The organism is Nocardia alni, assembly GCF_019038435.1.
Lineage (GTDB): Bacteria > Actinomycetota > Actinomycetes > Mycobacteriales > Mycobacteriaceae > Nocardia > Nocardia alni.
Genome location: NZ_JAGPOX010000139.1, coordinates 1 through 25460 on the forward strand (window position 1 = coordinate 1; position 25460 = coordinate 25460).

The 25460-nt window shown below is 62.8% G+C and carries 29 protein-coding genes, 1 pseudogene and 1 CRISPR repeat array; of the genes and pseudogenes, 21 read left to right on the top strand and 9 right to left on the bottom strand.

Going from position 1 to position 25460, the window contains the following annotated elements; genetic code table 11:
• Positions 1–465 (bottom strand): hypothetical protein (locus JZ791_RS35600; RefSeq protein ID WP_216900953.1); only part of this gene is annotated, 465 nt, incomplete at its 3' end.
• 133 nt (positions 466–598) lie between these two features.
• On the opposite strand from JZ791_RS35600, the gene JZ791_RS35605 reads away from it, so the two are divergent.
• Together JZ791_RS35605 and JZ791_RS35610 are read left to right on the top strand one after the other, a co-directional pair.
• Positions 599–769, top strand: coding sequence for a hypothetical protein (locus JZ791_RS35605; RefSeq protein ID WP_216900955.1), 171 nt, complete (start codon positions 599–601; stop codon positions 767–769).
• 68 nt (positions 770–837) lie between these two features.
• Positions 838–1389: a YaeQ family protein gene (locus JZ791_RS35610; RefSeq protein WP_216900957.1), complete on the top strand. Its 552-nt coding sequence runs from the start codon at positions 838–840 to the stop codon at positions 1387–1389.
• A 155-nt stretch (positions 1390–1544) separates the two neighbouring features.
• Here the strand turns inward: JZ791_RS35610 and JZ791_RS45545 are convergent, their stop codons facing one another.
• Positions 1545–1895 (bottom strand): GNAT family N-acetyltransferase, encoded by a 351-nt coding sequence (locus JZ791_RS45545; protein ID WP_256462025.1) that lies wholly within the window; start codon positions 1893–1895, stop codon positions 1545–1547.
• Between the two features lie 368 nt (positions 1896–2263).
• Entirely contained in the window at positions 2264–2701 is a 438-nt protein-coding gene (locus JZ791_RS35620) for a MarR family winged helix-turn-helix transcriptional regulator (RefSeq protein WP_216900959.1), read from the bottom strand.
• A 136-nt stretch (positions 2702–2837) separates the two neighbouring features.
• Between JZ791_RS35620 and JZ791_RS35625 the strand changes: the two genes are divergently transcribed.
• Positions 2838–3446 (top strand): cysteine hydrolase family protein, encoded by a 609-nt coding sequence (locus JZ791_RS35625; protein ID WP_216900961.1) that lies wholly within the window; start codon positions 2838–2840, stop codon positions 3444–3446.
• A 237-nt stretch (positions 3447–3683) separates the two neighbouring features.
• On the opposite strand, the gene JZ791_RS35630 is transcribed toward JZ791_RS35625, so the two are convergent.
• Positions 3684–4688, bottom strand: a complete 1005-nt coding sequence (locus JZ791_RS35630) for a GlxA family transcriptional regulator (RefSeq protein WP_216900963.1) — start codon at positions 4686–4688, stop codon at positions 3684–3686.
• A gap of 91 nt (positions 4689–4779) precedes the next feature.
• Here JZ791_RS35630 and JZ791_RS35635 point away from each other — a divergent pair, with 91 nt between their 5' ends.
• Together JZ791_RS35635 and JZ791_RS35640 are read left to right on the top strand one after the other, a co-directional pair.
• Entirely contained in the window at positions 4780–5592 is an 813-nt protein-coding gene (locus JZ791_RS35635) for a dienelactone hydrolase family protein (protein WP_216900965.1), read from the top strand.
• A 58-nt stretch (positions 5593–5650) separates the two neighbouring features.
• Positions 5651–5887 carry a hypothetical protein gene (locus tag JZ791_RS35640; RefSeq protein WP_216900967.1) on the top strand — a complete coding sequence of 79 codons (237 nt, stop codon included), beginning with the start codon at positions 5651–5653 and terminating at the stop codon, positions 5885–5887.
• 194 nt (positions 5888–6081) lie between these two features.
• On the opposite strand, the gene JZ791_RS35645 is transcribed toward JZ791_RS35640, so the two are convergent.
• Positions 6082–6972: a LysR family transcriptional regulator gene (locus tag JZ791_RS35645; RefSeq protein WP_216900968.1), complete on the bottom strand. Its 891-nt coding sequence runs from the start codon at positions 6970–6972 to the stop codon at positions 6082–6084.
• Between the two features lie 105 nt (positions 6973–7077).
• Between JZ791_RS35645 and JZ791_RS35650 the strand changes: the two genes are divergently transcribed.
• From JZ791_RS35650 to JZ791_RS35655, 3 genes are all read left to right on the top strand, one after another.
• Positions 7078–8166, top strand: coding sequence for a questin oxidase family protein (locus tag JZ791_RS35650; protein ID WP_216900970.1), 1089 nt, complete (start codon positions 7078–7080; stop codon positions 8164–8166).
• A 140-nt stretch (positions 8167–8306) separates the two neighbouring features.
• A complete protein-coding gene (locus JZ791_RS46210; protein WP_256462023.1) occupies positions 8307–8429 on the top strand; it encodes a hypothetical protein in 123 nt (40 codons plus the stop codon).
• 369 nt (positions 8430–8798) lie between these two features.
• Positions 8799–8936 (top strand): hypothetical protein, encoded by a 138-nt coding sequence (locus JZ791_RS35655; protein ID WP_216900972.1) that lies wholly within the window; start codon positions 8799–8801, stop codon positions 8934–8936.
• Between the two features lie 207 nt (positions 8937–9143).
• On the opposite strand, the gene JZ791_RS35660 is transcribed toward JZ791_RS35655, so the two are convergent.
• Positions 9144–9434, bottom strand: a complete 291-nt coding sequence (locus tag JZ791_RS35660) for a hypothetical protein (protein ID WP_216900974.1) — start codon at positions 9432–9434, stop codon at positions 9144–9146.
• Positions 9435–10478: 1044 nt separating this feature from the next.
• Between JZ791_RS35660 and JZ791_RS35665 the strand changes: the two genes are divergently transcribed.
• The 6 genes from JZ791_RS35665 (at position 10479) to JZ791_RS35685 (ending at position 16114) form a co-directional block, all read left to right on the top strand.
• A complete protein-coding gene (locus JZ791_RS35665; RefSeq protein ID WP_216900976.1) occupies positions 10479–10997 on the top strand; it encodes a DUF6879 family protein in 519 nt (172 codons plus the stop codon).
• Positions 10994–11842 (top strand): helix-turn-helix domain-containing protein, encoded by an 849-nt coding sequence (locus tag JZ791_RS35670; protein WP_216900978.1) that lies wholly within the window; start codon positions 10994–10996, stop codon positions 11840–11842. Before JZ791_RS35665 ends, JZ791_RS35670 begins: the two co-directional genes overlap by 4 nt.
• Positions 11843–12048: 206 nt before the next feature.
• The gene (locus tag JZ791_RS35675) at positions 12049–13608 is read left to right on the top strand and encodes a GmrSD restriction endonuclease domain-containing protein (RefSeq protein WP_216900980.1); all 1560 of its coding nucleotides are present in this window, start codon (positions 12049–12051) and stop codon (positions 13606–13608) included.
• Positions 13609–13797: 189 nt separating this feature from the next.
• Positions 13798–14055 (top strand): hypothetical protein, encoded by a 258-nt coding sequence (locus JZ791_RS45550; RefSeq protein ID WP_254206892.1) that lies wholly within the window; start codon positions 13798–13800, stop codon positions 14053–14055.
• The gene (locus JZ791_RS45555; RefSeq protein ID WP_254206890.1) at positions 14048–14233 is read left to right on the top strand and encodes a tyrosine-type recombinase/integrase; all 186 of its coding nucleotides are present in this window, start codon (positions 14048–14050) and stop codon (positions 14231–14233) included. The genes JZ791_RS45550 and JZ791_RS45555 overlap by 8 nt, the downstream gene beginning before the upstream one ends.
• Positions 14234–15508: 1275 nt before the next feature.
• The gene (locus JZ791_RS35685) at positions 15509–16114 is read left to right on the top strand and encodes a hypothetical protein (protein ID WP_216900983.1); all 606 of its coding nucleotides are present in this window, start codon (positions 15509–15511) and stop codon (positions 16112–16114) included.
• 180 nt (positions 16115–16294) lie between these two features.
• On the opposite strand, the gene JZ791_RS46685 is transcribed toward JZ791_RS35685, so the two are convergent.
• Positions 16295–18313: a DUF2130 domain-containing protein gene (locus JZ791_RS46685; protein WP_308163283.1), complete on the bottom strand. Its 2019-nt coding sequence runs from the start codon at positions 18311–18313 to the stop codon at positions 16295–16297.
• 672 nt (positions 18314–18985) lie between these two features.
• Here JZ791_RS46685 and JZ791_RS35695 point away from each other — a divergent pair.
• From JZ791_RS35695 to JZ791_RS45560, 7 genes are all read left to right on the top strand, one after another.
• A complete protein-coding gene (locus JZ791_RS35695; RefSeq protein ID WP_216900984.1) occupies positions 18986–19240 on the top strand; it encodes a hypothetical protein in 255 nt (84 codons plus the stop codon).
• Between the two features lie 139 nt (positions 19241–19379).
• Entirely contained in the window at positions 19380–19691 is a 312-nt protein-coding gene (locus JZ791_RS35700; protein WP_216900985.1) for a hypothetical protein, read from the top strand.
• A 300-nt stretch (positions 19692–19991) separates the two neighbouring features.
• Positions 19992–20174 (top strand): hypothetical protein, encoded by a 183-nt coding sequence (locus tag JZ791_RS35705; RefSeq protein WP_216900986.1) that lies wholly within the window; start codon positions 19992–19994, stop codon positions 20172–20174.
• On the top strand, positions 20174–20458 hold the full coding sequence (locus tag JZ791_RS35710; protein WP_216900987.1) for a hypothetical protein: 285 nt from the start codon (positions 20174–20176) through the stop codon (positions 20456–20458). Before JZ791_RS35705 ends, JZ791_RS35710 begins: the two co-directional genes overlap by 1 nt.
• 64 nt (positions 20459–20522) lie before the next feature.
• A complete protein-coding gene (locus JZ791_RS35715) occupies positions 20523–20879 on the top strand; it encodes a hypothetical protein (RefSeq protein WP_216900988.1) in 357 nt (118 codons plus the stop codon).
• A gap of 10 nt (positions 20880–20889) precedes the next feature.
• Positions 20890–21219, top strand: coding sequence for a hypothetical protein (locus JZ791_RS35720; RefSeq protein WP_216900990.1), 330 nt, complete (start codon positions 20890–20892; stop codon positions 21217–21219).
• 267 nt (positions 21220–21486) lie between these two features.
• Positions 21487–21702 (top strand): hypothetical protein, encoded by a 216-nt coding sequence (locus tag JZ791_RS45560; protein ID WP_254206885.1) that lies wholly within the window; start codon positions 21487–21489, stop codon positions 21700–21702.
• A 130-nt stretch (positions 21703–21832) separates the two neighbouring features.
• Positions 21833–22794: direct repeats of the CRISPR family, unit length 30 nt; unit sequence GTTGCGAGCCCTCGTAGGGCGGATGCGAAC.
• A 68-nt stretch (positions 22795–22862) separates the two neighbouring features.
• On the opposite strand, the pseudogene JZ791_RS46915 reads toward JZ791_RS45560, so the two are convergent.
• Positions 22863–23090 (bottom strand): annotated as a pseudogene (locus JZ791_RS46915) (Dna2/Cas4 domain-containing protein); the annotation flags it as partial.
• Positions 23087–25460, bottom strand: a 2374-nt coding sequence (gene cas3 / locus JZ791_RS35735; protein ID WP_216900994.1) for a CRISPR-associated helicase Cas3', incomplete at its 5' end; no start/stop codon positions are given. The gene cas3 and the pseudogene JZ791_RS46915, both read right to left, overlap by 4 nt.

Consider the following 25460-nt stretch of genomic DNA (forward strand, 5'->3'; position numbering starts at 1 on the left):
CCCCACGACCACAACAACGTCTCCGACCACAACGACGACGTCTCCGACCACGACCACAACGCCCCCCACTACGACGACAACGTCCCCAACCACCACCACAACGAGCCCGACGACAACCACCACCGAAGGCTCGGCATCCACAACGACAACGTCCCCAACCACCCCGACAACAGCGACCCACGCCGCGGCCGCCCCGACCTCGACATCGACGAATCCGTCTGCGGCACACCCGGCATCGGCAAACCAGTCGACGGACACGACCACGAACGCGCCCAGCGACCCGACAGCAGTGAAACCGGTCGCGGCAGGCGCAGGCACCCCGGCCTCGGCGCCGTCGACCACCGCCACCGCGGCAAAGTCCGTCTCCGTACTGCCGACCACCCGCGACCAGTCCCAAACCTCGAGTGCGACAACAACACCGGTAACAACTCCGACCTCGCCGACAACCGAATCCGCCGTGGGCAACTGAACTCACCTGAACGAGTCGACCCGGAACGCCGGCGCACCAGGGAAAGATCAGGATTCGCGCCCATGAGCAAGACATCATCACCCAGCTGGCTGGATCGATATCGAGACGGGCAGCGGGCGCGGGTGTGGCATGAATTGCGCCAACTGTGTCGCCGGGCTTTTCGTCGGCGACGAGACCACTATGCCGTTCGTGTCATATCTGAACTGGGTGTTCCGCAGTGGCGGATTCCCGTGGCCCACGCAGTCGGATGCTCCCTGGGATCTGTGCTATTCCCTTCTCGAGGAGATGCTGATTTTGTGATCCGCGCCGATCGAGCCGGGGTCGTAGGGGAGAGAGCGGCCGAGACCGTGGGCTAGACTCCTGCACCCGTGGCTCTCAGTGCAACGCTCTACACCTTCGCCGTCCAGCTGGCCGACGTGGATCGCGGGGTGTATCAGGACCTGGAGTTACGGGTGGCGCGGCATCCGTCCGAGACCGCCGAGTACATGGTGACCCGGTTGCTGGCTTACTGCCTCGAATACACCGACGGCATCGCCTTCAGCGACGGCGGTGTGTCGTCCGCCGAGGAGCCGGCAGTGCTGGTGCGCGATGCCACGGGCCGCCTCACCACCTGGATCGACGTCGGCGCACCCGACGCCGAGCGTGTGCACCGCGCCGCCAAACTGGCCGATCACGTCGCGATCTACACACACCGCGACCCGGCAAAGGTCCTGGCCCCGCTGACGGGCAAACGCATCCACCGCGTCGAGCAGATCCCGCTCTACAGCATCGATCGCAACGTCATCGATGCCGCCGCGTCCGCGCTGGAGCGCCGCAACACCCTCACGCTGTCGATCACCGAGCGCCTGCTGTACCTGGATGTCAACGGCACGAACCTGACCACCCCGGTCACCGAATACCGCCTCGACGCAGGCCAATAGCGCGCGGCCCCGGTGGCATCGGCCGAACTCGCCTGCGCGAGCAGGACTTTTCGCTGATACGCGACTGCAGGCACGCTTTTTGCCAGGGTCCAACGGCGCCGATCCGTATGAATTCTGGTCACCAGCGCGCCGGGATGACGAGTAATGCTGGAGCGCTAAGCCAGTGTCCGCTTGAAGCCGACGTGGGTCGCCTCGAATCCGAGTCGCTCATAGAAGCGATGTGCCTCGGTGCGGCTCGCATCCGAGGTCAATTGCACGATGACGCAACCACGTTCACGAGCCAGCCGAACACACTCCTCGATCAGCCGAGTACCCAGCCCACCTCCACGCACCCCGCTGTCCACCCGCACAGCCTCGATCTGCCCGCGCATCGCCCCCCGCCGCGACAGCCCCGGCAGAAAGCTCAGCTGTGCCGTCCCGACCACCCGTCCTTCCTGCTCGGCCACCAGCAGCACCTGCCGCTCATCCCCGTCGATATCCCGGAACGCCGCCTCGTACGGCCCCAGCTACGCCACGGACTCACGCGCCCGCCCCAACGCGTCGTCGGCAAGCATGGCCACGATCTGCGGTAGATCCGCAGCCGTAGCCCGCCGAAAGTTGATCTCAGCCATCCGTCGATAACACCACTACCCACCCCGCCCGCACCACCCGCTCGGCCCCCGACGGTCGCGGCCGCCAGACGGGACGGCACCCGGGCGAGGCCGATGTGGCGCTGGCAACCGCTGCCGAACCTGCCGCCGCCGCAATCGGATCCATGCCCGCATCGGCTGCCACTCCCCGGCGAATTGTTTGGAAGTTGGCGTGATTCGACAGACCGTGGCCGGCCGCACGTCCGCAATCGGGCTAGGGCCAAGGCGTGCGCCGCTGCTGCCGCTCAGAGCTTCTCGGCCAGCCGTCTTATCAACGGCGCCGCTACGAACAGGGCGGTCAGTTCTTCGGCGGTGAAGTCCTTCGCGAGAGCCGCGGCGAGTTGCTGGCCGCGGGCATCGCGCTTGCGTCGAAGCGTCTCGATCCCCTCCGTGGTTACCGAGACGGTGACGCGTCGGCGATAGTCAGGATGGGGCCGGCGTGAGACAAGACCGCGCGCCTCCAGAGCCCCGAGCGTGTTCGCCATGGCCTGCGGGGTGATCTGCTCCGCGCGTGCGAGTTCCGCCGTGGTGCTCGGCCCGCCCCGCTCGAGCCGGGCCAGTGCCGAGCGTTCAGGCAGTGAAAGCCCTGCGACGCCCGGAGCCTGGTGCAGGCGACGCGCCAGCAGGCTGACGCCGTCGTACAGGTCGTCCGCCCAGTCGTCGATGTTCGGGGCTTTGTCCATAGTTCGAGCGTAGAAGGTCGCGGAAAGATCTTCAATGCAGCTTGACAGCTTAAGTTACCAACTTAGGTTGACAACCCAAGTTGTCCATTTTAGGCTCGATCCGGTACGGACAAAACCCACTGAGGAGGAGAAGACGATGACTCTTACCGTCGTCGACGAGGTCGCCGCATTGATCATTTTCGACCAGCAGAAGCTCAACCAGTACGAGCTGGGGCGCGGCTTGCCGGCTGAACTCGTCGTGCCGTTGCCCGACGTCATCGCACGTACGGCCGAACTCGCCACCGCCTTCCGTGCCCGCGACTGGCCCGTGGCGTACGCCAAGGTGCCCAACGCCCACGGCATCGCGCGGCTGAAGAGGGGCGAGAATCTCGGCGGGCGTATCGACAAGGGCTACACGATGTCACCGAACACCCCGGACGACTTCGACGACATCGTTCCCGAGCTCACGCCGCAGCCCGGCGACCTGGTTTTCGCCAAGCCGATGTGGGACCCGTTCATCGGAACGTCGCTCGATTACGACCTGCGCCAGCACGGCGTGACGCAGATCTACGTCACGGGCCTGATGACGAGCATCGGCGTGGAGTCCGCGGCGCGTAGCGGCTGGAACCTCGGCTACAACATGGTCTTCATCACCGACGTCATGACCGACTTCGACGAGGCCGCGCATCGTCACAGCATCGAGAAGATCTTCCCGCGCATCGGTGAGAGCACAACCGCCGCCGCGGTGCTCAGCCGCATCGGCTGAGCCGCCGGGACTCGTCACGATAATGCCCGGCTGCGCGCTCCCTGCCAACCCGCAGGATGCGATTCGTGCGAGATCGCGCAGCCAGAAGGGTTCGCCGGGTGGGGCTTGGGGCGATCATGCCTGCCCAGGATGGAGAGTTCCACCCACGGATACGGCGGTCGGCCCAGTGTCGACACTGGAAGCCGGTGACAATCGGCGAAGCGCTTTTCAATTACTGGGACCGAGAATGTTGGTGCACTAGTACAGTTCGCTCGGTGCGTGGCGAGGCGGGGGCATATTGGTCCGCTTGAAGGCGGTTCTGTACTCCCCAGGTGTGCAGCCGGTGTGTCGTCGGAAGAGTTTGGCGAAGGTTGCCGCATCTTGATACCCGACGAGGTGACTGATCCGTGCGACCGTGTGGTCGGTCTCTTCCAAGAGCAAGCCGGCCCGTCGAACCCTGGCTCGCTGAAGGTATTCCAAGGGGGTCTGCTGCGTTTCGCTGGTGAAGCGACGCAGCAGTGTGCGGGGGCTGACTCCGGCGACCGCGGCCAGTGAGTTGAGGTCGTAGCGCTGGTCGAGGTTTCGGTCGAGGTGTCGCGTGACCTGACTGGAGAGTTGATCACGGTTGCCGATGGGGAGGAGCGCTGGATCGACATAGGGCGTTTGCCGGGTCCGGGTGTCGTCGAGCAGCGTCACTCTCGCCGTAGCGCGAGCGACCCGGGGCCCGTGGTGTTCGCGCACCAGTGTGAGTGCGAGGTCGTACATCGCACCGAATGCGGCCGTGGTGATCACACCCGCATCGATGACCACGGTGCGCTCGGCCACGACATTGATGTCCGGGTACGCCTCCGCCAGGTGATGCGCGTAGAGCCACGACGTGGTCGCCTCACGACCGGTGAGCAGCCCGGCTTCGGCCAGCAGAAACGCTCCCACGCAGATCGAGACCACCTTCGCTCCTCGTGCGCGGTGCTCTCGGATCGCCGCGATCTCCGGAGCCAACTGCGACAGGATGCTGGTGAACGCTGGGGCGGGATCCGTTTCGAAACCAGGAACAACCAGGACATCGACCTCGCGCAGGGGTGATACCGCGACCCGGAGTCCGCCGGCTGCCAGGACGTGCCGTCGCGGTGACATCACGACGATCTCGGGCGGTTGTGCCTCTGGGGCAACGTGTGCGGAGATCGTGAGCAGGTCGGGGACCGAGTAGATCTGCGAACCGAAGCACCCGGGATACGCGAGGACCCCCACTCGCAACCCGGTCACGGTGCACCGCCCGACCCGGTGGCTGGATCACCCTCATACATGGCGATACAGCCTATCTGACCGAACGCCTCGGAGACCTACCGTCCTTGTCATGGAGCACAACGACACTCTGGAAGACTTCACGCCCCGAGGAATCACGGTCGACTCGATCACCAAGATCGTGCACGTTGCCGGGTCCGGTCCGGCTGTAGTGCTGATGCCGGAACTGCCGGGCATCAGTCCGGACGTCGCGCGATTCGGTCGCTGGATCCGCGACGCCGGATTCACTGTCTACATGCCGTCGCTCTTCGGGATCGACGGGGCTTACCCGACCCTCGAACTCGGCAGGGAGATCTACAACCGTGTCTGCGTCAGCGCCGAATTCCGCGTGCTGGCCGGTGGTGGGACCAGCCCTGTCGTGAGCTGGCTTCGCGGGCTCGCCCGTATCGCACATCAGGAATGCGGAGGTTCGGGAGTGGGAGCGATCGGTCTGTGCTTGACCGGGAATTTCGCATTGACGATGGCCCTGGAGCCGTCCGTCATCGCCTCGGTCGTCAACCATCCATCACTACCGTTGGACAACCCCGGTGCACTCGAAATCTCCCCTGCGGACGCCACGGCGATCGCCGGCCGGTTCGAACGCGATGACCTGCGAGCATTGGGCTACCGCTTCGAAGGTGACAAATGGTGTGGCGCAGCTCGATTCGCTGCTTATCGGAACCTGCTCGGCGATCGATTCGACGGCCGTGTCCTGGACGACAAGCATGCGAACCCGACTCCACCCCCGTTCTTCGCCCAGGTGGTCGAGACCCCACACAGCGTCGTCACCGCACACCTCGTCGACACAACCGGCCACCCCACACTCGAAGCGCGTGACGAAATCCTGGCCTTCCTGACCACTCGCCTCACACAGCCCTCGTCATGACATTCAATGTTTGCTGGCGGCAACCAGCAGTGTCTTGCCGACGGTGGCTCGCGCTTGGATGGCTGCGTGGGCGTCGGCAGCACGTTCCAGGGGAACCGCTGCCCGATCACCGGACGCAATTCAGCAGAACGTCCCGATCGGCGACGACCAGGACGGCCGCAACCTCCACCAGCGTTTGCTCGCCACAGCTATCGACGGCCTCTACGCCACCGACGCGGCGCCACTGCCGGGATACCCGCCCACCTGGGAACACTACGAACAACGCTGGCGGACCGACCCGACACAGCACGAGTAATGATCACGGTCCTGCGTGGCGGTCGCCGACGCGCGTCCTCGATCTGTAAGGCACTGGACGGGACCTCACGCGTGGGCACCGAACTCGGGGCGCCCGACTGATGAGCGACCGCGCAACCTGGCGGCACAGCAAACGTTGATACTGGCAGCACGCGAAAGGTCGGCCGGACTGATGCTCAGGACCCGCCATGAATCTCAGCGGTTGGTGGTGAGTTGGCGCAGGGCGGTGTCGAGAAATGCTCGGGCGGCCGGGCTGGTTGCGCTGCTGTTCTTCCACAGCAGGTACGCCCGAGCTTCGAGTACGGGGGTGCTGAGCGTGATGGTGTGCAGCCGGTCCGGGTGAGCGTGTACGGCCCAGGCCGGGGCTACCGTGATGCCCACGCCGTGCGCGGTGAGGTCCAGGAGTAGTTGCAGACTGCTGGTCTCGTAGCTGATGTTCGGACGAATGCCGGCGTGCCGGCAGCCTGCTTCGAGCAGTTCCCGCAAGGTCGAGCCATGCGGCAGGCTGATCAGGGGTCGGCCGTCGATCAGATTCAGCGGCCCGCCGGCGTGGTGGGCCAGCGGATCGTCGCGGGCGGTGGCGATGACCAGCGGCAGCGTAGCCAGCAGCCGGCTGTCCAGATCCGGTGGGGGTTCGCCGGCCAGTCCGGCCAGGCCGAGATCCAGTTCGCCGGCCCGGATGTGCTCGATGAGCGGGTCGGCGCTGGTCTCGGTCAGGCTGATCCGGATGGCGGCGTGGCGCCGCTGGAACTCGGCGAGCAGTTCGGGCAGGTCGATGACCGGCAGGTTCGCCGTGACACCGAGTGCGACTCGGCCGGTGAGAAGCCCCCGCAGCTCGGCGATGGAGTGTCGTCCGGCCGACACCGCACCCAGTGCGCTGCGGGCGTGCGGCAGGAAGGCATCGCCGGCCGAAGTCAGCCGGATCCGGGGACCGGAGCGGTCCAGCAGCGATTCTCCCAGTTCGTGCTCCAGCCGACGGATCTGGCGGCTGATACCCGGCTGCGCCACCCGCATACGGGCGGCGGCCTGGGTGAAGCTGCCCTCTTCGACCACAGCCACCAGGTAGGCCAATTGATGCAGCTCCATAACCAATGAGCATAGTCGGAAGACTCATTAGACCTTGGACTTCTAATTGCCGCGAGGACACCCTTGTGAAGACAAACCCAGCACGATCCCAGGAGGACGAAGGTCATGAGTTCCACCCTCGACGAGACTCTGGAGCGGATGCGCGGCGCCAGTCCCGAGCACGCCAACGGAGTTCCCAACCACGGCCCGATGGCAGCCGAGGCACTGGTCGCGCTCGGTTGCGAGGGCGAGCAGGTCCTGCGATGGGTCGACCGCTACCGCACCACGCTCGTCCCCATGCCCGGCTCCACACTGCGGATCACCGACCACAGCTGGCCGGAAGCACTCGGCAGAATGGATGCGATCGCCGACTGGGCTGCGTTCTTCGGCAATGAACTCGCCGACCACCCCTGGGAGTCGGTGCTCGAGCGGTGGCTGCCTCGACTCCTGCCCGGCCTCATGGCGGCGGGCACTCACGGCTTTATCCGTACCGCACACGCGATCCGGGCTCTCGGCGACGCCCCGACACCACTGCGGCTCGAGGAACTCGGTCTGGCACTGGGGTTTTGGGCGGCCTATTACCAGAAACTGCCGGGAGAACCGGTCCTGGTCGGTGACCTCGGTATCGAGCAGGCGCTGGACCGGATCCCACGGGCCAAGGGGTACGACTCACAGGGAGTGCTGCCACGGGAGGTCTTAGGGGTACTCGGCACGCTGCCCAGCTTCCCCGCAGCCGTTGCGGCGGTGGCCGCGCCCGACTCGATCCCCGCGGCGATCACCGCCCTGACCGAGACCGCCGCACGGCTCTACCTCGCCAATGCCGAGCGCCACCCCCTGGTGATGCTGCACACCGTCACCGGGCCCTCCGCGCTCCGCATGATGCTGCCGCATATATCCGAGCAGCTCCAGCGCACCGCGTTCGGCTACATCTGGCAAGCCGTGGCCGGCTGGATGGCCGCGTTCAGCGCGCAATCGCCCCTCGATCACCGCGATCCCGCCGCGGACGGCCCGACGATCTCGGAAGTCCTCGATCGCTGCCTCGAGACGGGAGATCCGCACGCGATCAAATTCGTCGAGGCATGCGTGCGCGAACACCGAGCAAGCGCTCAGCCGGTCTACCTCGCCGCTGCCGCGGACTGGGCAACCCGCCTGCGCCAGGCCCAAGACTGGACCAGCGACAAGAAGATCTTCTCCGGACTCGTCATACGAACCTGACTTCCGTGACGCCGGCACTCGACGATTCGGCCGGTTCGCAACGCCGTACTCGGCCACGCCGCGCAGGCGAGCGATGCGGGCACCGGAGTCGCCCTCACCGCGAGGATTCTCGAACGCTGTTACAGCACAGCCGGATTCCCGTGATTGCGGGCCGACTGCATCACGGGCCGATCGCGCTGCGCCGCGGTGACGTATTCGGCGCCCCCGAGCAGGCGCCGGATTCGTCGGCGGTCCTGGAACTGGGCCTGGGCACGGCCAGCTGACGAAACTTGAGGCCTGGTTTCTTGGCATACTCATGAGGAAAGCCCAGTCCAACAGGACTGGGCTTCTTTCGATACACGACCTGACCTGCGTGCTTGTGCTCCCCCATCTGGACTCGAACCAGAAACCTGCGTATGTCTCTGTAGCGATAAAACCCAGGTAAGGCCACGTTTCCCGCCTAGCGTCATCCGGTCCCGTACAAGCGTGTACGCGAACGTGTGTGATCACACTGCACGCATGATCGCCTGCCCTCGTGAGGCGCGAAGGTCACAACTTCCCATGCATCCGTTGCGCGCGCCTGACACCACACCTGACCGGTCCTTACGTTGCTGTCGCACGCCACCGAGGCGGCACCGACGAAGGAGACCACGATGACCACGCCCGCCGCGAAGAAGACAACCGCGAAGCTCGCCGAGAAGCTGACCACCAAGCAGATCGCCGAAGCGCTCGACACCGACCCGAAGACGCTGCGCGTGTTCCTGCGTGCGTCGGAGGACTCTTGGCCGTGAAGCTGTAGCGCGACCCGGCACCACAAGCCTGGTAGACGTCGGCCCGATGAAGACCCGCTTCGCCAAGTGGGCCAAGGATCGTGAGGCCACGAAGGCTGCGAAAAAGGCCGACGCTGCGAAGCCTGTCAAGGAACCCACACCCGCCGCCGAGTAGCGTCCAGCGAACCTCTCAGCCCTGACTACGGTCGGGGCTTTGTGGTGGAGGTGCTACCCGACGATGCGCCACTCACCGAACGGCGGGCGCTCGTGCGAGATGACGCGGATAGGTTTGTCGAGATTGTCGGGGTCGCAGATGACGTGCTCGACTTGGAATTTCTGCTCGCCTTCTTCAATCCAGAATCCCGCGCCCTGTTCAAGATCGGTCTCCATAATGCTCAAAACCTCGTGACCCCGCCCGACGTCTCGATAGATTCCGTCGCTCGACGAACCGTATTCGATATCGCACCATCCATCATTGTCGGTGCGCTCCCACACGTGACTGCCCGGCCTGACGGCCATGCTGACTCCTTATATCGGCTGGGCAACATCATAGCGACGACCACCGACAACTATTCTGCCCTCAGAGGCCCGCTGAGCGCCTGACGTTCGCGACCATACGACCAGAGTGGGCACGTGCTAGTCGCTCTGGAGACGACTCAGGGCCGCCTACCGGTCGTGCTCGACGTTGTTTCGCGCGATCAGTGACGACGGGTAGCTCAATCGTTGTCGCGGAGGCCATTTCGAAGTACGCGACGCTGTGCCGTCCAGGCGGGCGCGGTGTGGAGCGACGGCGACCCAGCATGTACCCGAGCGCGAACGATGCGACGACGGCGACGCTGAGGACGGTCACGACCATAACGACTCGCAAGGCAGATGCGGCATGTCGGCGCGGACGTCATCGTCTACCACCACGGGGACGCCGAGCCATTCCCCGACATCCTTCGCGTACAGAATCGCTGCTTGCCTCGCTGCGCAGTAGTCGAACACGAGATGTCCGAACACGATGCGTACGTGGCACTGATCGTCTTGCACGCCAAGCCCTTTCGGTAAACCGATTGGCTCTGGGCCGGGTGAAGGACGTGGACACCTCACCCGACCCATTGCAGTCGAACCTAAGAACCTGAGCGCGAAAATCTGAACACGTTTGCTACAGTTTGCGAGCAGAGATGATTTTTGTTGACCAGTTGCTCGCGGTCATCGACGATCGTTGTGTGCAAGAAAATGCGCGCAACTCCTCACGAAGGACAGAACTCATGAAGTTACGGTTCCTCGGCAAGAACACGAATAGAAACGGCTGCCCGAGTCTGTATCTCACCGATCATGGCACCTACGTGGTGCAGGGTTGGCGAGTGCCAGGTTAGCCCGACCTGATCGAGATCCCACACCCGCTACTCGCGTTCCTTGAGCCGGGAACGTGCCTGGGCGTGCTACTTCAGGACACGGGCACGGGACGTTCTCGCTGACCGGCTCACCGGTCACAGACGCGGAAGTGTTGTCGCAGATGGATATACCGGGCCACGAGACCTGCGTCGAGGTTCCGGGTAGGACAGGAGATCAGGGGCGATGCAGCTCTTACAAGGTGAAGCGTTCGACGAGTTCTTCCACAAGTTCGAGCGCTCTGCGTATCACCTCGAAGTGCTCGACACCTACTCGACACCCGAAGAGTCAGAACCGTTCCGTAAGTTCCTCGCCGGAGAGCCCGACGACTACGAATGGTTCAAGAGCTGGGCCGACGACGTTCACGCGATCACGTCGAGCGGAAAGCAGATGCGCCGTGCCCGCGTCGTCACTGAGCCGCACACGGACTACACCCGCTGGTCACTCGAAGTCGCACATCAGAACATCGCAGCAGGTGAGGAGGTCCGCTATCTTGCTCGGCACCTCGTCGACCCCTCCGAGCTGACCACCGATGACTTCTGGCTGTTCGATGACAACCTCGTGGCGTTCACTGTCTTCGCGCCGTCCGGCCAGTTCGTGGGCGGGGCGTTTACGCAAGACTCGGTGATAGTCGAACACGCCCACAGCGTGTGGAATCTGGTGTGGGACAAGGCCGTCCCTCACGGGGAATACATCAAGGCGTGACCACTACCGCGAAAGAGGCCCGCGAGGCGTTCGGTGAGCGCCTGCGTAATCTCCGCAAGGATGCTGGGCTGACCGGTAGGCAACTTTCCGAGCTTGCCGGTTGGCACAGTTCCAAGGTCTCGAAGATCGAGTACGGCAGGCAAACGCCGACCGATGACGACGTCCGCGTCTGGTGTATCCACACCAACAGCGGTGATCAAGTACCCGACCTCATCGCCAACCTGCGCAACGTCGAGACGGCGTATCTTGAGCAGAAGCGAATGCGATTGCCGCACAGGCAGAAACACTCGATTGCGACCGAAGCCAAGACCAGCCTCATGCGATGGTACGAACCCATGGTCGTTCCGGGTCTGTTGCAGACCCCGCCCTATGCCGAAGCGATCCTTCGGATGGTGCTCGACTTCTACGATGACCCGCCGGGAGACCTGGAACCCAGTCTTGCCGCGCGCCTCGAACGTCAGCAAGTCCTATACCGGGGTAACCACCGCTTCTACTTCATCATCGCCGAACAGGTTCTCCACACCCCCGTTGGCGACCCAGACACGATGCTCGAACAGATGGACCGGTTGCTCACGGCGATGTCTCTGCCGCGCGTCGTGCTGGGCATCATGCCGACAACGGCCGACTACCGAACCCCGGTGAACAACTTCATCATGTTCGACACCCGCATGGTGCAGGTCGAGACCATCTCCGCTGCGCTGACAATTACACAACCGAGCGAGATAGCGTTGTACGACAAGGCATTTCACCGACTCAAGGATCTAGCCGTTCACGGCCAGGATGCGCGGACCATGATCGCCGCAGCGATGGACGAGTTGCGGTCTGATCACGACCCACGCACATAGGTTCCGACGTGCAGCCGAGCACCGCTCGTCTGATCAGTGATCAGACGCGGCCTGACATCCGCATACACATGGTCAACCGTGTTCGCTCGCTTACTGCTGTATCGACTCGGCACAGCTGAGCACGACGACGACTTCGATCGCTTCTAGACGATGTGTCTGACTGACAGGCTAGCCTTGTCAGCAACCGAACCTGGGAGGACGCACCGATGGCCGAGCTCTCTATACGAAAGCTGATCTCAAGAGTCACGGACGGAGCAATCCGAATACCGGCATTTCAGCGTGGTTTCGTGTGGGATGCCGAGCACGTCGCCTACCTGATGGATTCCATATACAAGAACTACCCATTTGGGGCGGTGATCCTCTGGAGAACCAAGGAGAGATTGAGCTCGGAACGCAACCTTGGGCCCTTCAAATTGCCAGAGGCGAAGGTAGATTTCCCCATTGAGTACGTACTTGATGGCCAGCAACGCTTAACTTCCATCTTCGGCGTATTTCAGACAGAACTGACCCCCGTGGGCGACGACTCATGGGCGCAGATATTTTTTGATATGCACGCAGCGGAAAATGTGCAAGAAAGCCAGTTCGTAGCACTCGGACCACACGATTTTGATGCGCAGCGCTACTTTCCGATTTCGACCTTCTTTGATGTTACCGCTTTTAGAGATGCAACAAAGATACTGAGCGACGAACAGGCCCGGTTGATCGACTCGGTTCAGGCTGTGTTCAAGGAAGCCGACATTCCGACGCAAGAAATTGTGACGGATGATCGGTCTAAAGTAGCAATTGTATTCGAAAGAGTCAATCGCTTGGGGGTGGAGCTAGACGTATTTCAGCTCCTTACAGCATGGACATGGAGCGAGGACTTTGACCTGCAAGAGAAGTTTTCCGCTCTGTCCGAAGAACTTCGTCCGTTCGGATTTGCAGACATCGGTGAAGATAACAACCTTCTCCTGAGGTGCTGTTCAGCGATAGTCGCAGCGGACGCATCTCCAGGCGCCTTCATCGCACTCCGTGGCTCAGATGTTCGAGACAAATTCTCCGAAATATCTACCGGCATCATGGGTGCAATCGATTTCCTCCGCAGCGAGATCCATGTCGAGCGACTCGCAAACCTGCCATACCCTGCATGCTTGGTTCCATTGGCGGTATATTTCTCCACAGGAAAAGGTGGAATGCTGGACGGCGATCGCTCGAAACTTGTACGATGGTTCTGGCGAACCGCATTCACCCGTAGATATAGCGCTGCTGTGGTGCGAAATATGAACAAAGACATTGTTGAGGCGGCAGCACTCCGCGAAGGGCGACCAAGCAGCCTGGACATAATCGGTGGAGCGATTGATAAAGACTTCTTCATGAGTCCCTTCAACGTCACATCAGTAAATACTCGAACCTTTATCGCAATGCTGATTCAAGCTAACCCGGTCAGCTTTGTTTCGGGAAAAAATATTTCATTATCAGCGGTTCTTCAAGCCTACAATCGGAACGAGTTTCACCATCTCATGCCGCGCGCATTTACCAAGACAAAGGGTATCGGCACCAAGGAGACGAATGCGCTTGCAAACTTCGCGATAATATCAGCCGCAGACAACAAGATACTCGGTGGTGTTGCGCCCAGCCACTATAGGGGAAAAATGCCGTCGGATAAAATTGACACGATTCTCGATCGAGCAATTGTACCGCAGTCCCTGTTTAACGACGAGTTCGATGATTTCATTGCTGAGCGAGTCCGAATGCTCCTCGAAGCTGCGGAGCGCCTAGCGACTTAAATACCGATGCACAGCCCGTACGCACCTAACCCCGCCTGCGGCGACGTTGTACCCGAGCGCGTCACGAATCTCCGGTGTGCTGTGAGTCATCGCGGGTTGCGCCGTGGTGAGGCGTGCGGGCTGGAATGTCATGACCTCGCATTGGACGCTGAGATCCCGACCGCGACCATCGAGCGTCAGCGAATCACCGTGGACGGCACGGTCATCGAGGACACGCCCAAGTCCGATGCAGGCGGGCGCATCATCCCGTTGGGTAAAGACGGTGTTGCTGTTCTGAAGGCTCACCGCCTGGCACAGAAGAAAGACAAGCTCTCATGGGGCGGTGCGTGGGTCGATTCGGGAAAGATGTTCGCCCGCGAGGACGGATCGGCGTTCCATCCACTGGATATCCGACGAGTTCGCGCGCCTGTACACCGACGCCGACCTCCCACCGATCCGGCTGCATGACCTCCGACACGGAGCCGCGTCGCTCATGCTCGCAGCCAAGGTCGACATGAAAGCGGTTCAGGAAACACTGGGCCACGCCAACATCACCACGACCTCGAACACCTACACCTTGGTATATCCCGACGTCGCCGCCGCAGCAGCGGATGCAGCCGCCGCAATTGTGCTCCGAGCACGATGACCAGGCCCTAACAGACACCGTAAGCGACTTATGTAGCGCTGCAATATGATTCGATGTGACGAGCGTCATAAGGCGCTCACGATCGTTCTGAGGAACGAATGAACCCACACCGATTTCATGCCCATATGCGAACCCGACTATGTGGACCGTGGTGGACTGCCTCGACCCGATGCAGACATTCCGGGATCGAGCCAAGACCGAGGACCCGTCGCAGCTCATCGCCGACGCGATCCGGGCCGGCGTGGACTCAACAGTCTCGCCGCCCCGACCAAGCAGGATCGACAGTCTCTCCGAGCGATGCGAACTGCTGTCGCCATATCGCGGCGTATGCAGGCACTAGGAGCGACGCGAACACGCTCGTGATCACACTGTGTGCACACCGCACAGTTGGCCCGAACACACGAAGACCCTCTGATATGCTCTCGCACGTCAGAGGGTCTTTTTGCGCTCCCCCATCTGGACTCGAACCAGAAACCTGCCGATCCGGGTGGAAATGTCAGCTAACTATCAATATGTGCTATTACCTTTTAGTTCTTCTTTTCAGCAAACCCATCGTTTCTCATTGAAATCCGATAGTTCCCGTTCATGGTGGACCCATAATGGACCCAGGTTGAAGTCTTTCTCAGCGCCGTGGAGCATGCCAAAGTGATAGCCGTTCGCGATGACGAACCTCTTGCGGGCCAGGGTTCAGGCCGCGTGACTGTAGAGACGAACACCCCTACGGGTGATCGATTTGGTGGCAGCCGAAGACGTGGAGCGGACCGCGAATCGCCGAGTGGTCCGCCAGGTGGGACTACGCAACGACGAAAGCGCGCCGTGTCCTGCTTCGGCAGCTGGTCACCCCGGTAGGCGAACGATCGTCATCAAGCCCCGCGGCCCAACCGGATGTCCGCCGTTTCGATCCCGAGCCGGTCGACGTACGCATCGTTCTCTAGGACCCCGACGTGCGGCGTAGCGACGCTACCCCCGGACCATGCGGACGGCGGTCTGCTGCATAGCTTGTCCAGCCCGGTCGAGGTGGTCTGAGCGCGGTTCTGCCGTTGGGGTGGCGTGTCCTTGTCTGCGTGCCCGAGTCTTGCGGTCTTCGCCGGTTCCGCAACCCGCTTGCCCGAAATTTCCGGCCCCAAGGGCTAGCTCGCTGGTGCTCGTCCGGAATTTTTGGTCGCGCTGGGTGTGCGTTCCCGGCTGTGCGACCGCAGTGATCTGTCCCGCCGACAAGGCACTCCACCCCCGGCGGACCGGCACGGTCCGCTCGCTCCGGAAGGGACACCGATCATGCATTTGCCCGACTACGCACTCGTCTCCGAGGTCGAGAGCTGCTTCACCTACAGCCTGCGCCCCACGCGGCACGCACGGGTCCACGGGATGGTCACGGCGTCGGTGGTCGCCGCGGTCGAGCCTGAGCGTAGTTCGCAAGAGGTTGCGGGGACGCCGTGGCTGCGGGTGGCGATGTCTCCGCCGTATCTGCCTGAGGGCGCCGGTGAACCGCTGCCGTGCCCGGACCCGCTCATGGTCAACGGCCGCGTGGTTCCACCGTCGTTCTGTCACGTCCGGTTGCACCGCTTGGGAAACACAGCCCCGATCACCGTGCTCGGCATCACTGGGCATCCGCGGGTGTCGTTCCCGGCGGTCGGCTTGACCGATGCCGCCAAGCGCACTCTGGGCGATCTGTTCGGTGTGCTGGCTCACGAGTTGATGACCGACGTGCGTGCCGCAGGGGCGATGTTCGACGATGCCCAGGAGCGGCTGGCTTGCGCGATCGACGCCTACAAGTCGACCGTGACGGGTCTGCGTGCCGAGATCGCCGCGTTGACCGCCGTGCGTGACGAGCGTGCCGACATCTTGACCCACGCTTTGTCCGGCGAGGCGGCTGCTGGGTAAACCTTCCTGGGTAAACGGCTACCGGTCGGGTTCCGTGTTCCTGTCGCGGATGTCCGGCCGGTGGCCGTTCCTGCCCACCGTGTCTTTGGTGGACACGTCCTGTGCCGTGGCTGCTTGTTCACCCGGTAGGCAGAGCTACCACTGAGCGCCGGACTGCCGGCGCGGCAAGGGCTACCGTGTTCATGCTGCTGTGTCGTGCTGGTCGGGGTCGTCGGATTCTTCTGCTGCGTCCTCTGGCGGTAGTAGTGCCAGTCGTTCGCCGGTGGGCAGTTCGGTGTGCAGTGGGGCGGGTAGTTCGGTTCCGGCCGCTTCGATTTCCCCGACCATCGTGTAGATGCTGTCGATGATGTCTTGTTGGGCCTTGTTCCAGTTCGCCATGAATCGGGTCATGTAGTTGTCGAATAGTTCCATGTTGCGCATCCCGGCCTGGACCGATGTGATGATCTTGTGGAGGCAGGCGGCGAATCCGCCGGTGGTGACGTAGTCGTACACCAGCTCCGCCGTTCCGCGGGCGCTGTTGGCCAGTTCGTGGCGTTTGCTGGCGATGACCAGCCGGCGGCAGGGTTCGACGATGTGCACAGCGGTGGTGAAGTCGCAGACCAGGGTTCGGTCCACGAAACCGGATCCGTCGATGTCGCGGGGCAGTACCGCGCTGACCAGTACGGCGATCTTGGCGCCGTGGGCTTTGGCGTCCTCGGTGAGCTTGGCGACCCATTTGTGCTGGAATCCCTGGGTCCACTTGCACTCCCACACGATGGTGCCGCAGTCGAGCCTGCCGTCTCGCACGGTCTGAATCACGTCTGCGCCCTTCTGGCCCTGTTTGATGACGCGGATGTCGTCCCCGGGCCACCTGTTGCGCAGTTCGTCGGCGAACAGCTCCTGGCGCGCTACTCCTTCCTGCTGGGGGCGTGTCCCGGTGGAGGCTTTGCGGTGCGCCGCCTCGAGCTGGTCGCGAAGCCCTTGCTCGTGCTGCTGCATGGCCTCGATCTTGGCCTTGTACTGGATCTCGGCGTTCTTGTGTGCGAGTTCTCGTTCCTCGAGGACGATCCGATCGCGCATCCGTGCTTGTTCTACTTCCCAGTTGTCCTGGGCGTCTTGAAGCTTGCGGCGTTCGGTGCGTATCTCTCGTTCAGCGGTCTGCATCTGCTGCAACTGCTTCCTCTGCTCGGCGATCTCAGCGTCCCTCTCCTGGAGCTGATCGTCCCAGGCGTCCTTCGAGAATTGCTGAGCCTGCTTCTGTTGTTTCAGCTCGAGACGCAGCCGCGCCATCTCTTCAGCGTGCTTCGCGGTGACTTGCGTCTCCAGTTCTGCTTTCTGCTCGGCGATCTCGGCGTCTTTGCCCTCGAGCCGACGGTTGAATTCGGCCGCACGCTCGCGTTCTTCCTTCTGCTTGTCTTTGAGCTGTTTCTCCAGGGCAGCAACCTTTTTCGCTGCCTCGGCCTCGGCTCGTGCAGTCAATGCCTGCTCGAGCTCGGTCCGCTGCTCCGCGGATGCTGCGAGCTGCTCGTCCTGATGTTTGGTATAGCTTTCGAGTTGTTCGATCCGATCGAGATACTGCTGCTCGATCCGGTCGTGTTCGAGCTTGATCCTGTGCTCGATCTGTTGGGTGGATCGTGCCCGTTCCTGGCCGGTGATCTCGTCGCGGAGCCGGGCTATCTGGAGATCCCATTCAGCTCGATCGTCTTCGAGGCGACGCTTCTGATCCCGCAGATCCGCCTCCGCTTCGTAGGCTTGTTTGAGCTTCTCGTCTTTCTCCGCGAGTTCAGCAACTTTAACGCCAATCTGCTGTTCATGATCGGCGGCGGCTTGCTTCCGAAGATGTTCCTGCTGCTCGAGTTTCGCGTTCAGGGTCGCCAGCATCTCGGCGGCGCGCACGTCGACCTGCTGGTCGAGTTTGTGTTCGAGTTCCAGCCGGACCTGCTCTACCTGGGGTGCTGCCAGCTTCCTGATGAACGCCTCAGCGAGGTTCGCCCCACACTCGGGGCATGTCACGGACTGGGACAGCGGTTTGTTGCTCTTGCGTTCTGGCACGAAAACTCTTTCGTAGATCGGGTGTAACAGCCTGGGATTCTTACACGAGACACCGACACGATTCGAAATTCGGGAACGAGCAGGCAATCTCGGCGGCTTCCGCCGGTCAGCAACCGGAATTGGTTCTGGATGCCGATGATTCACGACTCTCTCGGTGAGCACCTTCACACTGACGACCGTGATGTCGCAGAGCAGCGCTCAACTCGAGTTCCATCACATTTATACCGCTCTACACATGACGTAAACTATTACGCCATCCGGCCCTGTCGGCTACCTGAGCAGTTCGGTACAACCGGTGGGCTGAACTCGGCGACGATTTCACCTGAATCACAGTGGATTACGAAGTCATAGGCGTGTGCATACATCCGCTGACCGCCCGTATATCCAAGTGCCAGTGCGCAAGTGCGCGCATGTTCCGGGCTTTCGACTCTTCATGCGCAACCACTCGGACAGGCCCCTGCCTGTCGGCGCCCCTTGATCGGTCCACCGTGATGGAAAACGCTCTGTTCGACCGGCTCCTGCGTCGCCGGACCGTTTCACCGGCTGGGCGTTTCGCTAAAGGTTTTTTTCTTTTTCCCTTCCGGCACGCGATTGTGGGTCGGGAATCCGGCGGTTCTCAACCCCCGTCCCGGAAATTTCCGCCCCTGACGGCGGGCTCGCTATCGCTCATGCGAAATTTTCCGGCCCGGGGGTTGCGCCCCGGCGGATCTCCCGCCCCGAAATCTCTTTCGCCGGAAGGGCAAAAAAACGGGCGGTACACGGGTCGTCCGACATGCGCCGAAGGAAGAGGAAAAGGCTATGCGACTGGCCGAGCGTCTGACCGTATTCACATGCCCGCATGTGACTGATACCAATGAATGGGGTGAGCTGCTGGAGCATTCATCCTGGCGGTACAAGACAATTCCCAGCGGGCGGCAGTGCACCGGCCGTATCGAGTGGCGTACCAACGGAATCGTTCACCAGGTGTTCTACATCCACGACAACGGCGAGCATCGCAGCGTGCGCGTGTCCGATTCGATCATGCGCCGCCATATCGCCACCGGCACCTACAACAACGCTGTCGCACAGTTGGGCGACCACGGACAGGCGAGCTGAACATGCCGCAATACGAATGTCCCGAGTGTCATAAGTTCACACCTTCGTGCGGCTACAGCCTTGCATGCTGGTGTGGACGCCAATCGATGCACGTGTGCGCCTACTGTGCCCGTTGCCCCCAGTGCGGAGTGTGAAAACCGTGGAAATCATCGAATTCTTCGACCGGTACGCCGATGCGTTCGAAATTCACACACTCCGCGAATTGCGTGCACATTTACGTCAGGCACGCACCGAGCGCAACCAGTCGGCTACCGACCCGGTCGAGCGTGCGTGGTTGCGCTGCAACGAACTTGGCACCGCCGCGCATCTCGCGCGCTCTCTCGCGAACAGCCTTGCGCGGAAATGGGATCCCGAGCGGGCCGCCAGATGGCGAATTCGCGCGGAAATCATTCTCGCGGAAGCGGACAGGGTAGCCGCCTACGCCGAAGCACTCGAGGACACCGACCACTGACAAGTAGCGCTAGGGCGAATCATCCGCCTGTCACAGTGCATGCCAGACAAGCACGAAAGAGGAATCATGCGACCCATCCGCAAGAACAGCAAAGAATTCCGGCACGTCGCCGAAAACCAGTCGGGTGCGCAGTACTTCAACGCGTACAACGAATCACACACCCGCACCCGCGACGATGTGGCGTATGTACTAGCCAATACCCGGCCCGCGTGGCTACAAGCTCGCGCACAACGGAACCGGATATGTGGTGGTTCATATCGAGCTGCCCGGTACGTACGTTCTCGATTGCGAGGGGTACCAGTGATCCGGTTCGATCTGCGCGCGATCGGGAGCAAGGAATTCGACGGCTTCTGTGTCACCGTGTTCCGTCACCCCACCAGTGACCAGTTACGTGTTCTGGTCTGGGATTACGACGGTGACCGACGACCGGATGTGTCGTTGGTCGATGTGCAGCGTGCCCGCGAGATTCTGGAGGGCGGCTGATGACCGGCGAGAGATTCGCTCGCGCGATCGAGCGCGGCACCCAGGACGCCAACGGATGGGAACTTATCGGAGGGAACGCCGTCTGTCGTGGCCGCTACAACGTGGCCACGATCGAGTCCGGTATCGCTGGCAGCCCGCCGCGCGAGATCTTCGGCGTGTACGCGTTCGCGAATTCCACCGGAGCGCTGGTTGTGTGGGGCGAGTTCAAAACCGTTGGCGCGGCACTGCGTAACGGCCACATGTGGGCGAACAGCAACTACCTGCATGACAGGTCGCCCCGATGATCGAAACGCCGATGCACGCGTGCGCTTACTGTGCCCGTTGCCTCATGTACGGAGGATCGAAATAGTGGTAGTCATCGAATTGTTCGACGAGTACACCGACGCGTTCGAAATTCACACACTCCACCGGATGCGTGCAGATCTACGCCAGTCGCATAGCGAACGAAACCAGTCGATTACCGACCGGATCGCGCGGGCGTGGTTGCGCTGCAACGACCCCCCGGCACTGCCGCGCATTTTGCGCGCACTCTCGCGAACAGCACTTCCCGGAAATGGGATCCCGAGCAGGCCGCCAGGTTGGCGAATTCGCCCGGAAATCATTCTCGCGGAAGCGGACCGGGTAGCCGTTCACGCCGAAACACTCGAGGACACAGGCCAGCATGACGAGCATATGCGGTCGACAAGCAAATACATCAGAGAATGAGGAGGAACGGATGCCGAAGATCAGTGTCGCTATGGGGATCGGATCGAAAGTCGTTGCCCTGATAGGCGAATACGGCAACCTCACCGAGCGTGAGGGGGTGGTGATCGCTTGGGAATCGGGCAAGGACGGCTATGTGTTTGTGGATTTCGGAGTCGATTCATCTGAGGACAACCCGTACGGGCGATGCATGCACGGCGTCCTACGCAAACACATCATCGGTTGTATGCCCGGAGCGATTCTCGAAGGAATGCTGTTGCGCCGCAACTTCTTCCAAGTCCTCGATCAGTACTATCCAGAATCTGTGGACACGTTCGTCCGCCTCCGCTGCGAGCGATGCTGAGCAACCCCGGTCGGCCAGGGCCGAAACACATGGGACCCATTCGGCCATGTGTTTCGTCTCCCGGCGCCCCCGCCTCGGCGGATCTGCTCATGCCTGAGCAAGTCTCAAACACCGCGTTCGCACATTCCTGTACCCTGATTCGGCCTGCTCGAGAAACGCATAGCTACGAAAGCCGCGCTCTTGCCGCACCTTCCACACCCCGGGCGTGGGCATGGCGATTGCACGCGCCGGGGGTGCGCCGCGCCGACGCGGTGCACCCCCAGCGAAATGATCCGTGCGCGGCCCCGCGCACGGATCAGCGACCCCGGCCGCGTTCACAGCGCCGTGGTCGCATATCGGTGCCACCGCTGCGCGACCACACCGCATTTCGCACTCAACGGCACCGACCACCGCAGCTACGACGAGCAGAACGCCGCCATCGGTGCCTACATCCGCTGGCACAACACCCGGATCAAGCCGAAGACCAATTTTGCCCCCGAATGACCCATCCGTACCTGTACCGAATACCCGGCCAATGTTGCACGACAAGCCACTAGACGGCCAACCGAGCGGCTTTCAGCCCTGTTCCCACCGAACCGGGAACGCTCCACCAGGGCGCGATCGATGCGGGAATGTTGCGAGCCCTCGTAGGGCGAATGCGAACCGGAAAACGCTGGACGCTGTTCTGGCCGAACTCGACGCGTTGTGAGCCCTCGTAGGGCGGATGCGAACCTGCCCTACATCCTGGACGAGTACGCCAAGATGCTGTTGCGAGCCCTCGTAGGGCGGTTGCGAACGGCACATGTATTTCGAGCAGGTGTATCGCATCGAGTTGCGAGCCCTCGTAGGGCGGATGCGAACCCGCGACGGCGAAGCGCACACCGGCATCGCCATGTGCCGGTTGCGATCCCTCGTAGGGCGGATGCGAACGACTTGGAAGGCGGCAGCTCAGCAGCCCTGTATATGTTGCGAGCCCTCGTAGGGCGGATGCGAACCATCGCAGTCGGCGGCGCGGACATCCTGCAGATGGCGTTGCGAGCCCTCGTAGGGCGGATGCGAACGGCTGCGGATGCTCACCCCCACCACGGCGCTCGTCGGGTTGCGAGCCCTCGTAGGGCGGATGCGAACAATGGAGGGTCTTTTGGCGACCGACGAACGTGAAGCCCTGTTGCGAGCCCTCGTAGGGCGGATGCGAACCGGGCGCCTGGTGCACCTGTACGAGCGCCAGACGACGTTGCGAGCCCTCGTAGGGCGGATGCGAACACGGAGTTGTGCGCGCCGGTGCGGCTGTACGACTTGTTGCGAGCCCTCGTAGGGCGGATGCGAACGCTCACGCCGACACCTACGGACAAACCAGCTGCGGTTAGTTGCGAGCCCTCGTAGGGCGCATGCGAACCGCAGCCAGTGTTGATCAGGTCCGAGGACATGGTGATGTTGCGAGCCCTCGTAGGGCGGATGCGAACCCGCAGAACGAGCCGCCGCACGACGCGCTGTACCGCTAGTTGCGAGCCCTCGTAGGGCGGATGCGAACCGTGGCCTGATCGGCGATATCGAAGGCGACGAGGAGTTGCGAACCCTCGTAGGGCGGATGCGAACACGATCTCGTGTAACCGGTAGCAGCAATGCAGTGCTTGTGCGCGATCGGCGTCCGTGGGGTGCGCCGAGGATTTGATCTCGTGGACCCACAGTGTGCCGTCGAGGTCGTCCAGGCGGGCCGCGCCGAGGTCGACCGGGTGCGCGCGGGAGCAAGAGGTGTCGTGGACGGCCTCGCCGAATTGGACATGGTGGTTGAGGAATTCGGGGCGTAGGCCGCGGATGTAGAGCCAGAGTTGGCGGGGACAGTGGTAGAGGTATTTGATGTGTACCCCGCCGATGTCGGGGCTGGTGATCATATAATTTCCCCGGGACGGTAGTCCTTGTCGGTGCGGCCTCGGATGCTCAGCAGGCCCTTGTACGGGTCGTAGTCTTCGGGGTTGTTGGGGATGATGTGGATTCCGAGGTCGGGACTGTATGCGGTTGCGTGGCGGGCCCAGTGGGGCAGGGGGATCAGGAGGTCGTCGGCGCGCAGGCGCCCGGTGGCGTGGTCGGGTGCTTGGTCGAGCAGGTGACGGTAGCGGGGTTCGTCGGTGGCCAGGAGTGCTTCGAGACCGTCGAATTGTTCATCGAACTTCGCGGCCAGGTGTGATCGGTCGTCGAAGGGACGCGCGAACTCCAGGAAGCCTTCTCGGAATTGCTTCTGGTGGGCTTCGACGGTTTCTTTCCACGTGTGCCCCCAGGGGCTGTCGTAAATGTGGTTGAGCCAGCTGGTCGCTGTCAGGTCGTCGATGATCTCGCCGTTGTGCTGCTGGAGTATGTTCCAGGCCATTTCGGTCGGCACCCTCTCGTAGACGCCGTCGGCCCAGTGCGTTCCGCCGCGGTAGATGTCCCAGCGGGGTTGGTGGATGACGACCGGGACGGGATCTTTGTGTGCGGCGATGCGGTTGGCTCGGCCGAATCGTTGGAGCAGGGCTTGCAGGTCGGCGGCGGAGGTGTGGCAGCGGTCGAGGTCGATGTTCAGTGACACTTCCACGGTTTGGGTGCCGACCAGCAGTCCGGGTTGGCAGGGTGTGCCGACGCGGAAGCGGTGCATGATGTTCGATTCGATGCGGGAGCGGTCGCCGCGGCGGAAACGCGCGTGCAGCAGGTGCGCGGAGTCCGGGCCGTGCCGCTCGATGCATTCGGGTGCGAGCGTTTCGTAGAGGGTGATCGCGTCGCGGACGTTGTTGGCTACCACGAGAACCGATTCGCCGGCCGCGATCCGTTCGCTGATTTCGCCGGTCGAGGCGGGATCGGTGAGGTGGGCGGTGCGGGTGTGTATGCGGTGGCGTGCGGGCCAGGGAAACGTGGTGGGCGGTTCGATGGTCTCGACCCGGTGGTGCAGGGTGTCGCGGACCAGGTTCTCCAGGACGGTGGGCAGGGTGGCTGACAGGACAGCGATGCGGCCTCCGAGGTCTTCCCATTGGCGCATCATGGCCAGGATCATGCCCAGGCGTGGGGCGTCGAAGGCGTGCAGCTCGTCCAGCACGAACACCGAGTTCGCGGTATCGAGCAGGATGCTCGCGTGGGCGGGACCGGCCAGCGCGCCGCGCAAAAGTTGGTACGGGGTGCCCACGCGCAGCAGTTCGCGGAAGTGTTTTGTGGCGTGGGCGCGGGAGCGGGCTTTCTGGGCGGCGGTGTAGGCGTCCTCGTCGGTGGGGCAGCCGTCGGCCAGGGCACGGGACAGGTGGTAGGAGGCGGCTTTGGAGTGCGCGACGCCGATCCCGTCGGGGGCGGGCAGGTCGTGGGCGAATCGGTCGGCCATGGCGTTGATACTGGCCAGGTAGGGCAGGATGTAGAACAAGCGCGCGGTCGTGCCGGAGGCGGCCAGGTCGGTGATCTGGGTGCGTGCCCACAGCAGGGAGGTTTCGGTTTTGCCGCTCGCGGTCGGGGACCGTAACAGGATGTGCCCCACATGTTTCGCGGCCCGTTGCTGGTGGGAGTACAGGCTGTGCTGACGTCGGGCGAGCGTGGCCTCGAGTTGCTCGCGATAGTCGGGGGCTAGGGGATGGGCGGTGTCCAGGGCGATCGCGCCGGCCGAGGACAGGTGGTCGGCCATGGTGACCGCGCCGAGCAGCAGCACGGCGGTCACCCCGTCGCCGGGGGCGCCGTGGATCGTGGATTCCTCCCACCGGTCCAGTAGCTCGTTGAACAGGCTGTGGGCCGCGATGATCAGGTCATCCAGACTCGCGTCGTCGGCGTTGGCGACGTCGGTGAGCTGGTAGCGGTGCCCGACCCGGCGCAGCCACCGGCACAGGTGGGTGAACTGGCACCGGTCGGCGGGCAGGAATTTCGTGGCGAAATCGGTGACCTCGTCACTGCCGTAGTCGATCTCCAGTGGTGTACGCCGGAATTCCTTCTCGGCGGTGAACGCGCGATGGTGCCCGGCGACCGGTGCGGCGACCCACAGGCGCTCGGAGGGCGGGAGCCCTCGCAGCAGCAGTTCGACGAATCCGAGCGAGAGCACCTCGTGTCGTTCGCCCCACACCGCGGCTGGTTGCGCGGTGTTGCCGATCATGCGTTGAAACCCGACGGGGAGCTTCCCCGCGTCGTGGAGTAACGCTGCGAGGGCTGCCCAGACCCAAAACCGTTCGGGGACAACCGCGATGACTCCGATCCGGTCGCGGATGCGCAGCAGCGCCTCCAAGGTCCGGTGCAGATGCCTGGCTCTTATACACATCTGACTC

What these genes read in the sequence shown, in the direction of transcription:
- JZ791_RS45560 (WP_254206885.1), top strand. Translation starts at nt 21,487, where the DNA reads ATGATCCGTGCGCGGCCCCGCGCACGGATCAGCGACCCCGGCCGCGTT.
- JZ791_RS35645 (WP_216900968.1), bottom strand. Translation starts at nt 6,972, where the DNA reads ATGGAGCTGCATCAATTGGCCTACCTGGTGGCTGTGGTCGAAGAGGGC.
- JZ791_RS35675 (WP_216900980.1), top strand. Translation starts at nt 12,049, where the DNA reads ATGGCCGAGCTCTCTATACGAAAGCTGATCTCAAGAGTCACGGACGGA.
- JZ791_RS35710 (WP_216900987.1), top strand. Translation starts at nt 20,174, where the DNA reads ATGACCGGCGAGAGATTCGCTCGCGCGATCGAGCGCGGCACCCAGGAC.
- JZ791_RS35635 (WP_216900965.1), top strand. Translation starts at nt 4,780, where the DNA reads ATGGAGCACAACGACACTCTGGAAGACTTCACGCCCCGAGGAATCACG.
- JZ791_RS35660 (WP_216900974.1), bottom strand. Translation starts at nt 9,434, where the DNA reads ATGGCCGTCAGGCCGGGCAGTCACGTGTGGGAGCGCACCGACAATGAT.
- JZ791_RS35650 (WP_216900970.1), top strand. Translation starts at nt 7,078, where the DNA reads ATGAGTTCCACCCTCGACGAGACTCTGGAGCGGATGCGCGGCGCCAGT.
- JZ791_RS35685 (WP_216900983.1), top strand. Translation starts at nt 15,509, where the DNA reads ATGCATTTGCCCGACTACGCACTCGTCTCCGAGGTCGAGAGCTGCTTC.
- JZ791_RS35665 (WP_216900976.1), top strand. Translation starts at nt 10,479, where the DNA reads ATGCAGCTCTTACAAGGTGAAGCGTTCGACGAGTTCTTCCACAAGTTC.
- JZ791_RS35620 (WP_216900959.1), bottom strand. Translation starts at nt 2,701, where the DNA reads ATGGACAAAGCCCCGAACATCGACGACTGGGCGGACGACCTGTACGAC.
- JZ791_RS35625 (WP_216900961.1), top strand. Translation starts at nt 2,838, where the DNA reads ATGACTCTTACCGTCGTCGACGAGGTCGCCGCATTGATCATTTTCGAC.
- JZ791_RS35720 (WP_216900990.1), top strand. Translation starts at nt 20,890, where the DNA reads ATGCCGAAGATCAGTGTCGCTATGGGGATCGGATCGAAAGTCGTTGCC.
- JZ791_RS35655 (WP_216900972.1), top strand. Translation starts at nt 8,799, where the DNA reads ATGACCACGCCCGCCGCGAAGAAGACAACCGCGAAGCTCGCCGAGAAG.
- JZ791_RS35640 (WP_216900967.1), top strand. Translation starts at nt 5,651, where the DNA reads ATGGCTGCGTGGGCGTCGGCAGCACGTTCCAGGGGAACCGCTGCCCGA.
- JZ791_RS35605 (WP_216900955.1), top strand. Translation starts at nt 599, where the DNA reads ATGAATTGCGCCAACTGTGTCGCCGGGCTTTTCGTCGGCGACGAGACC.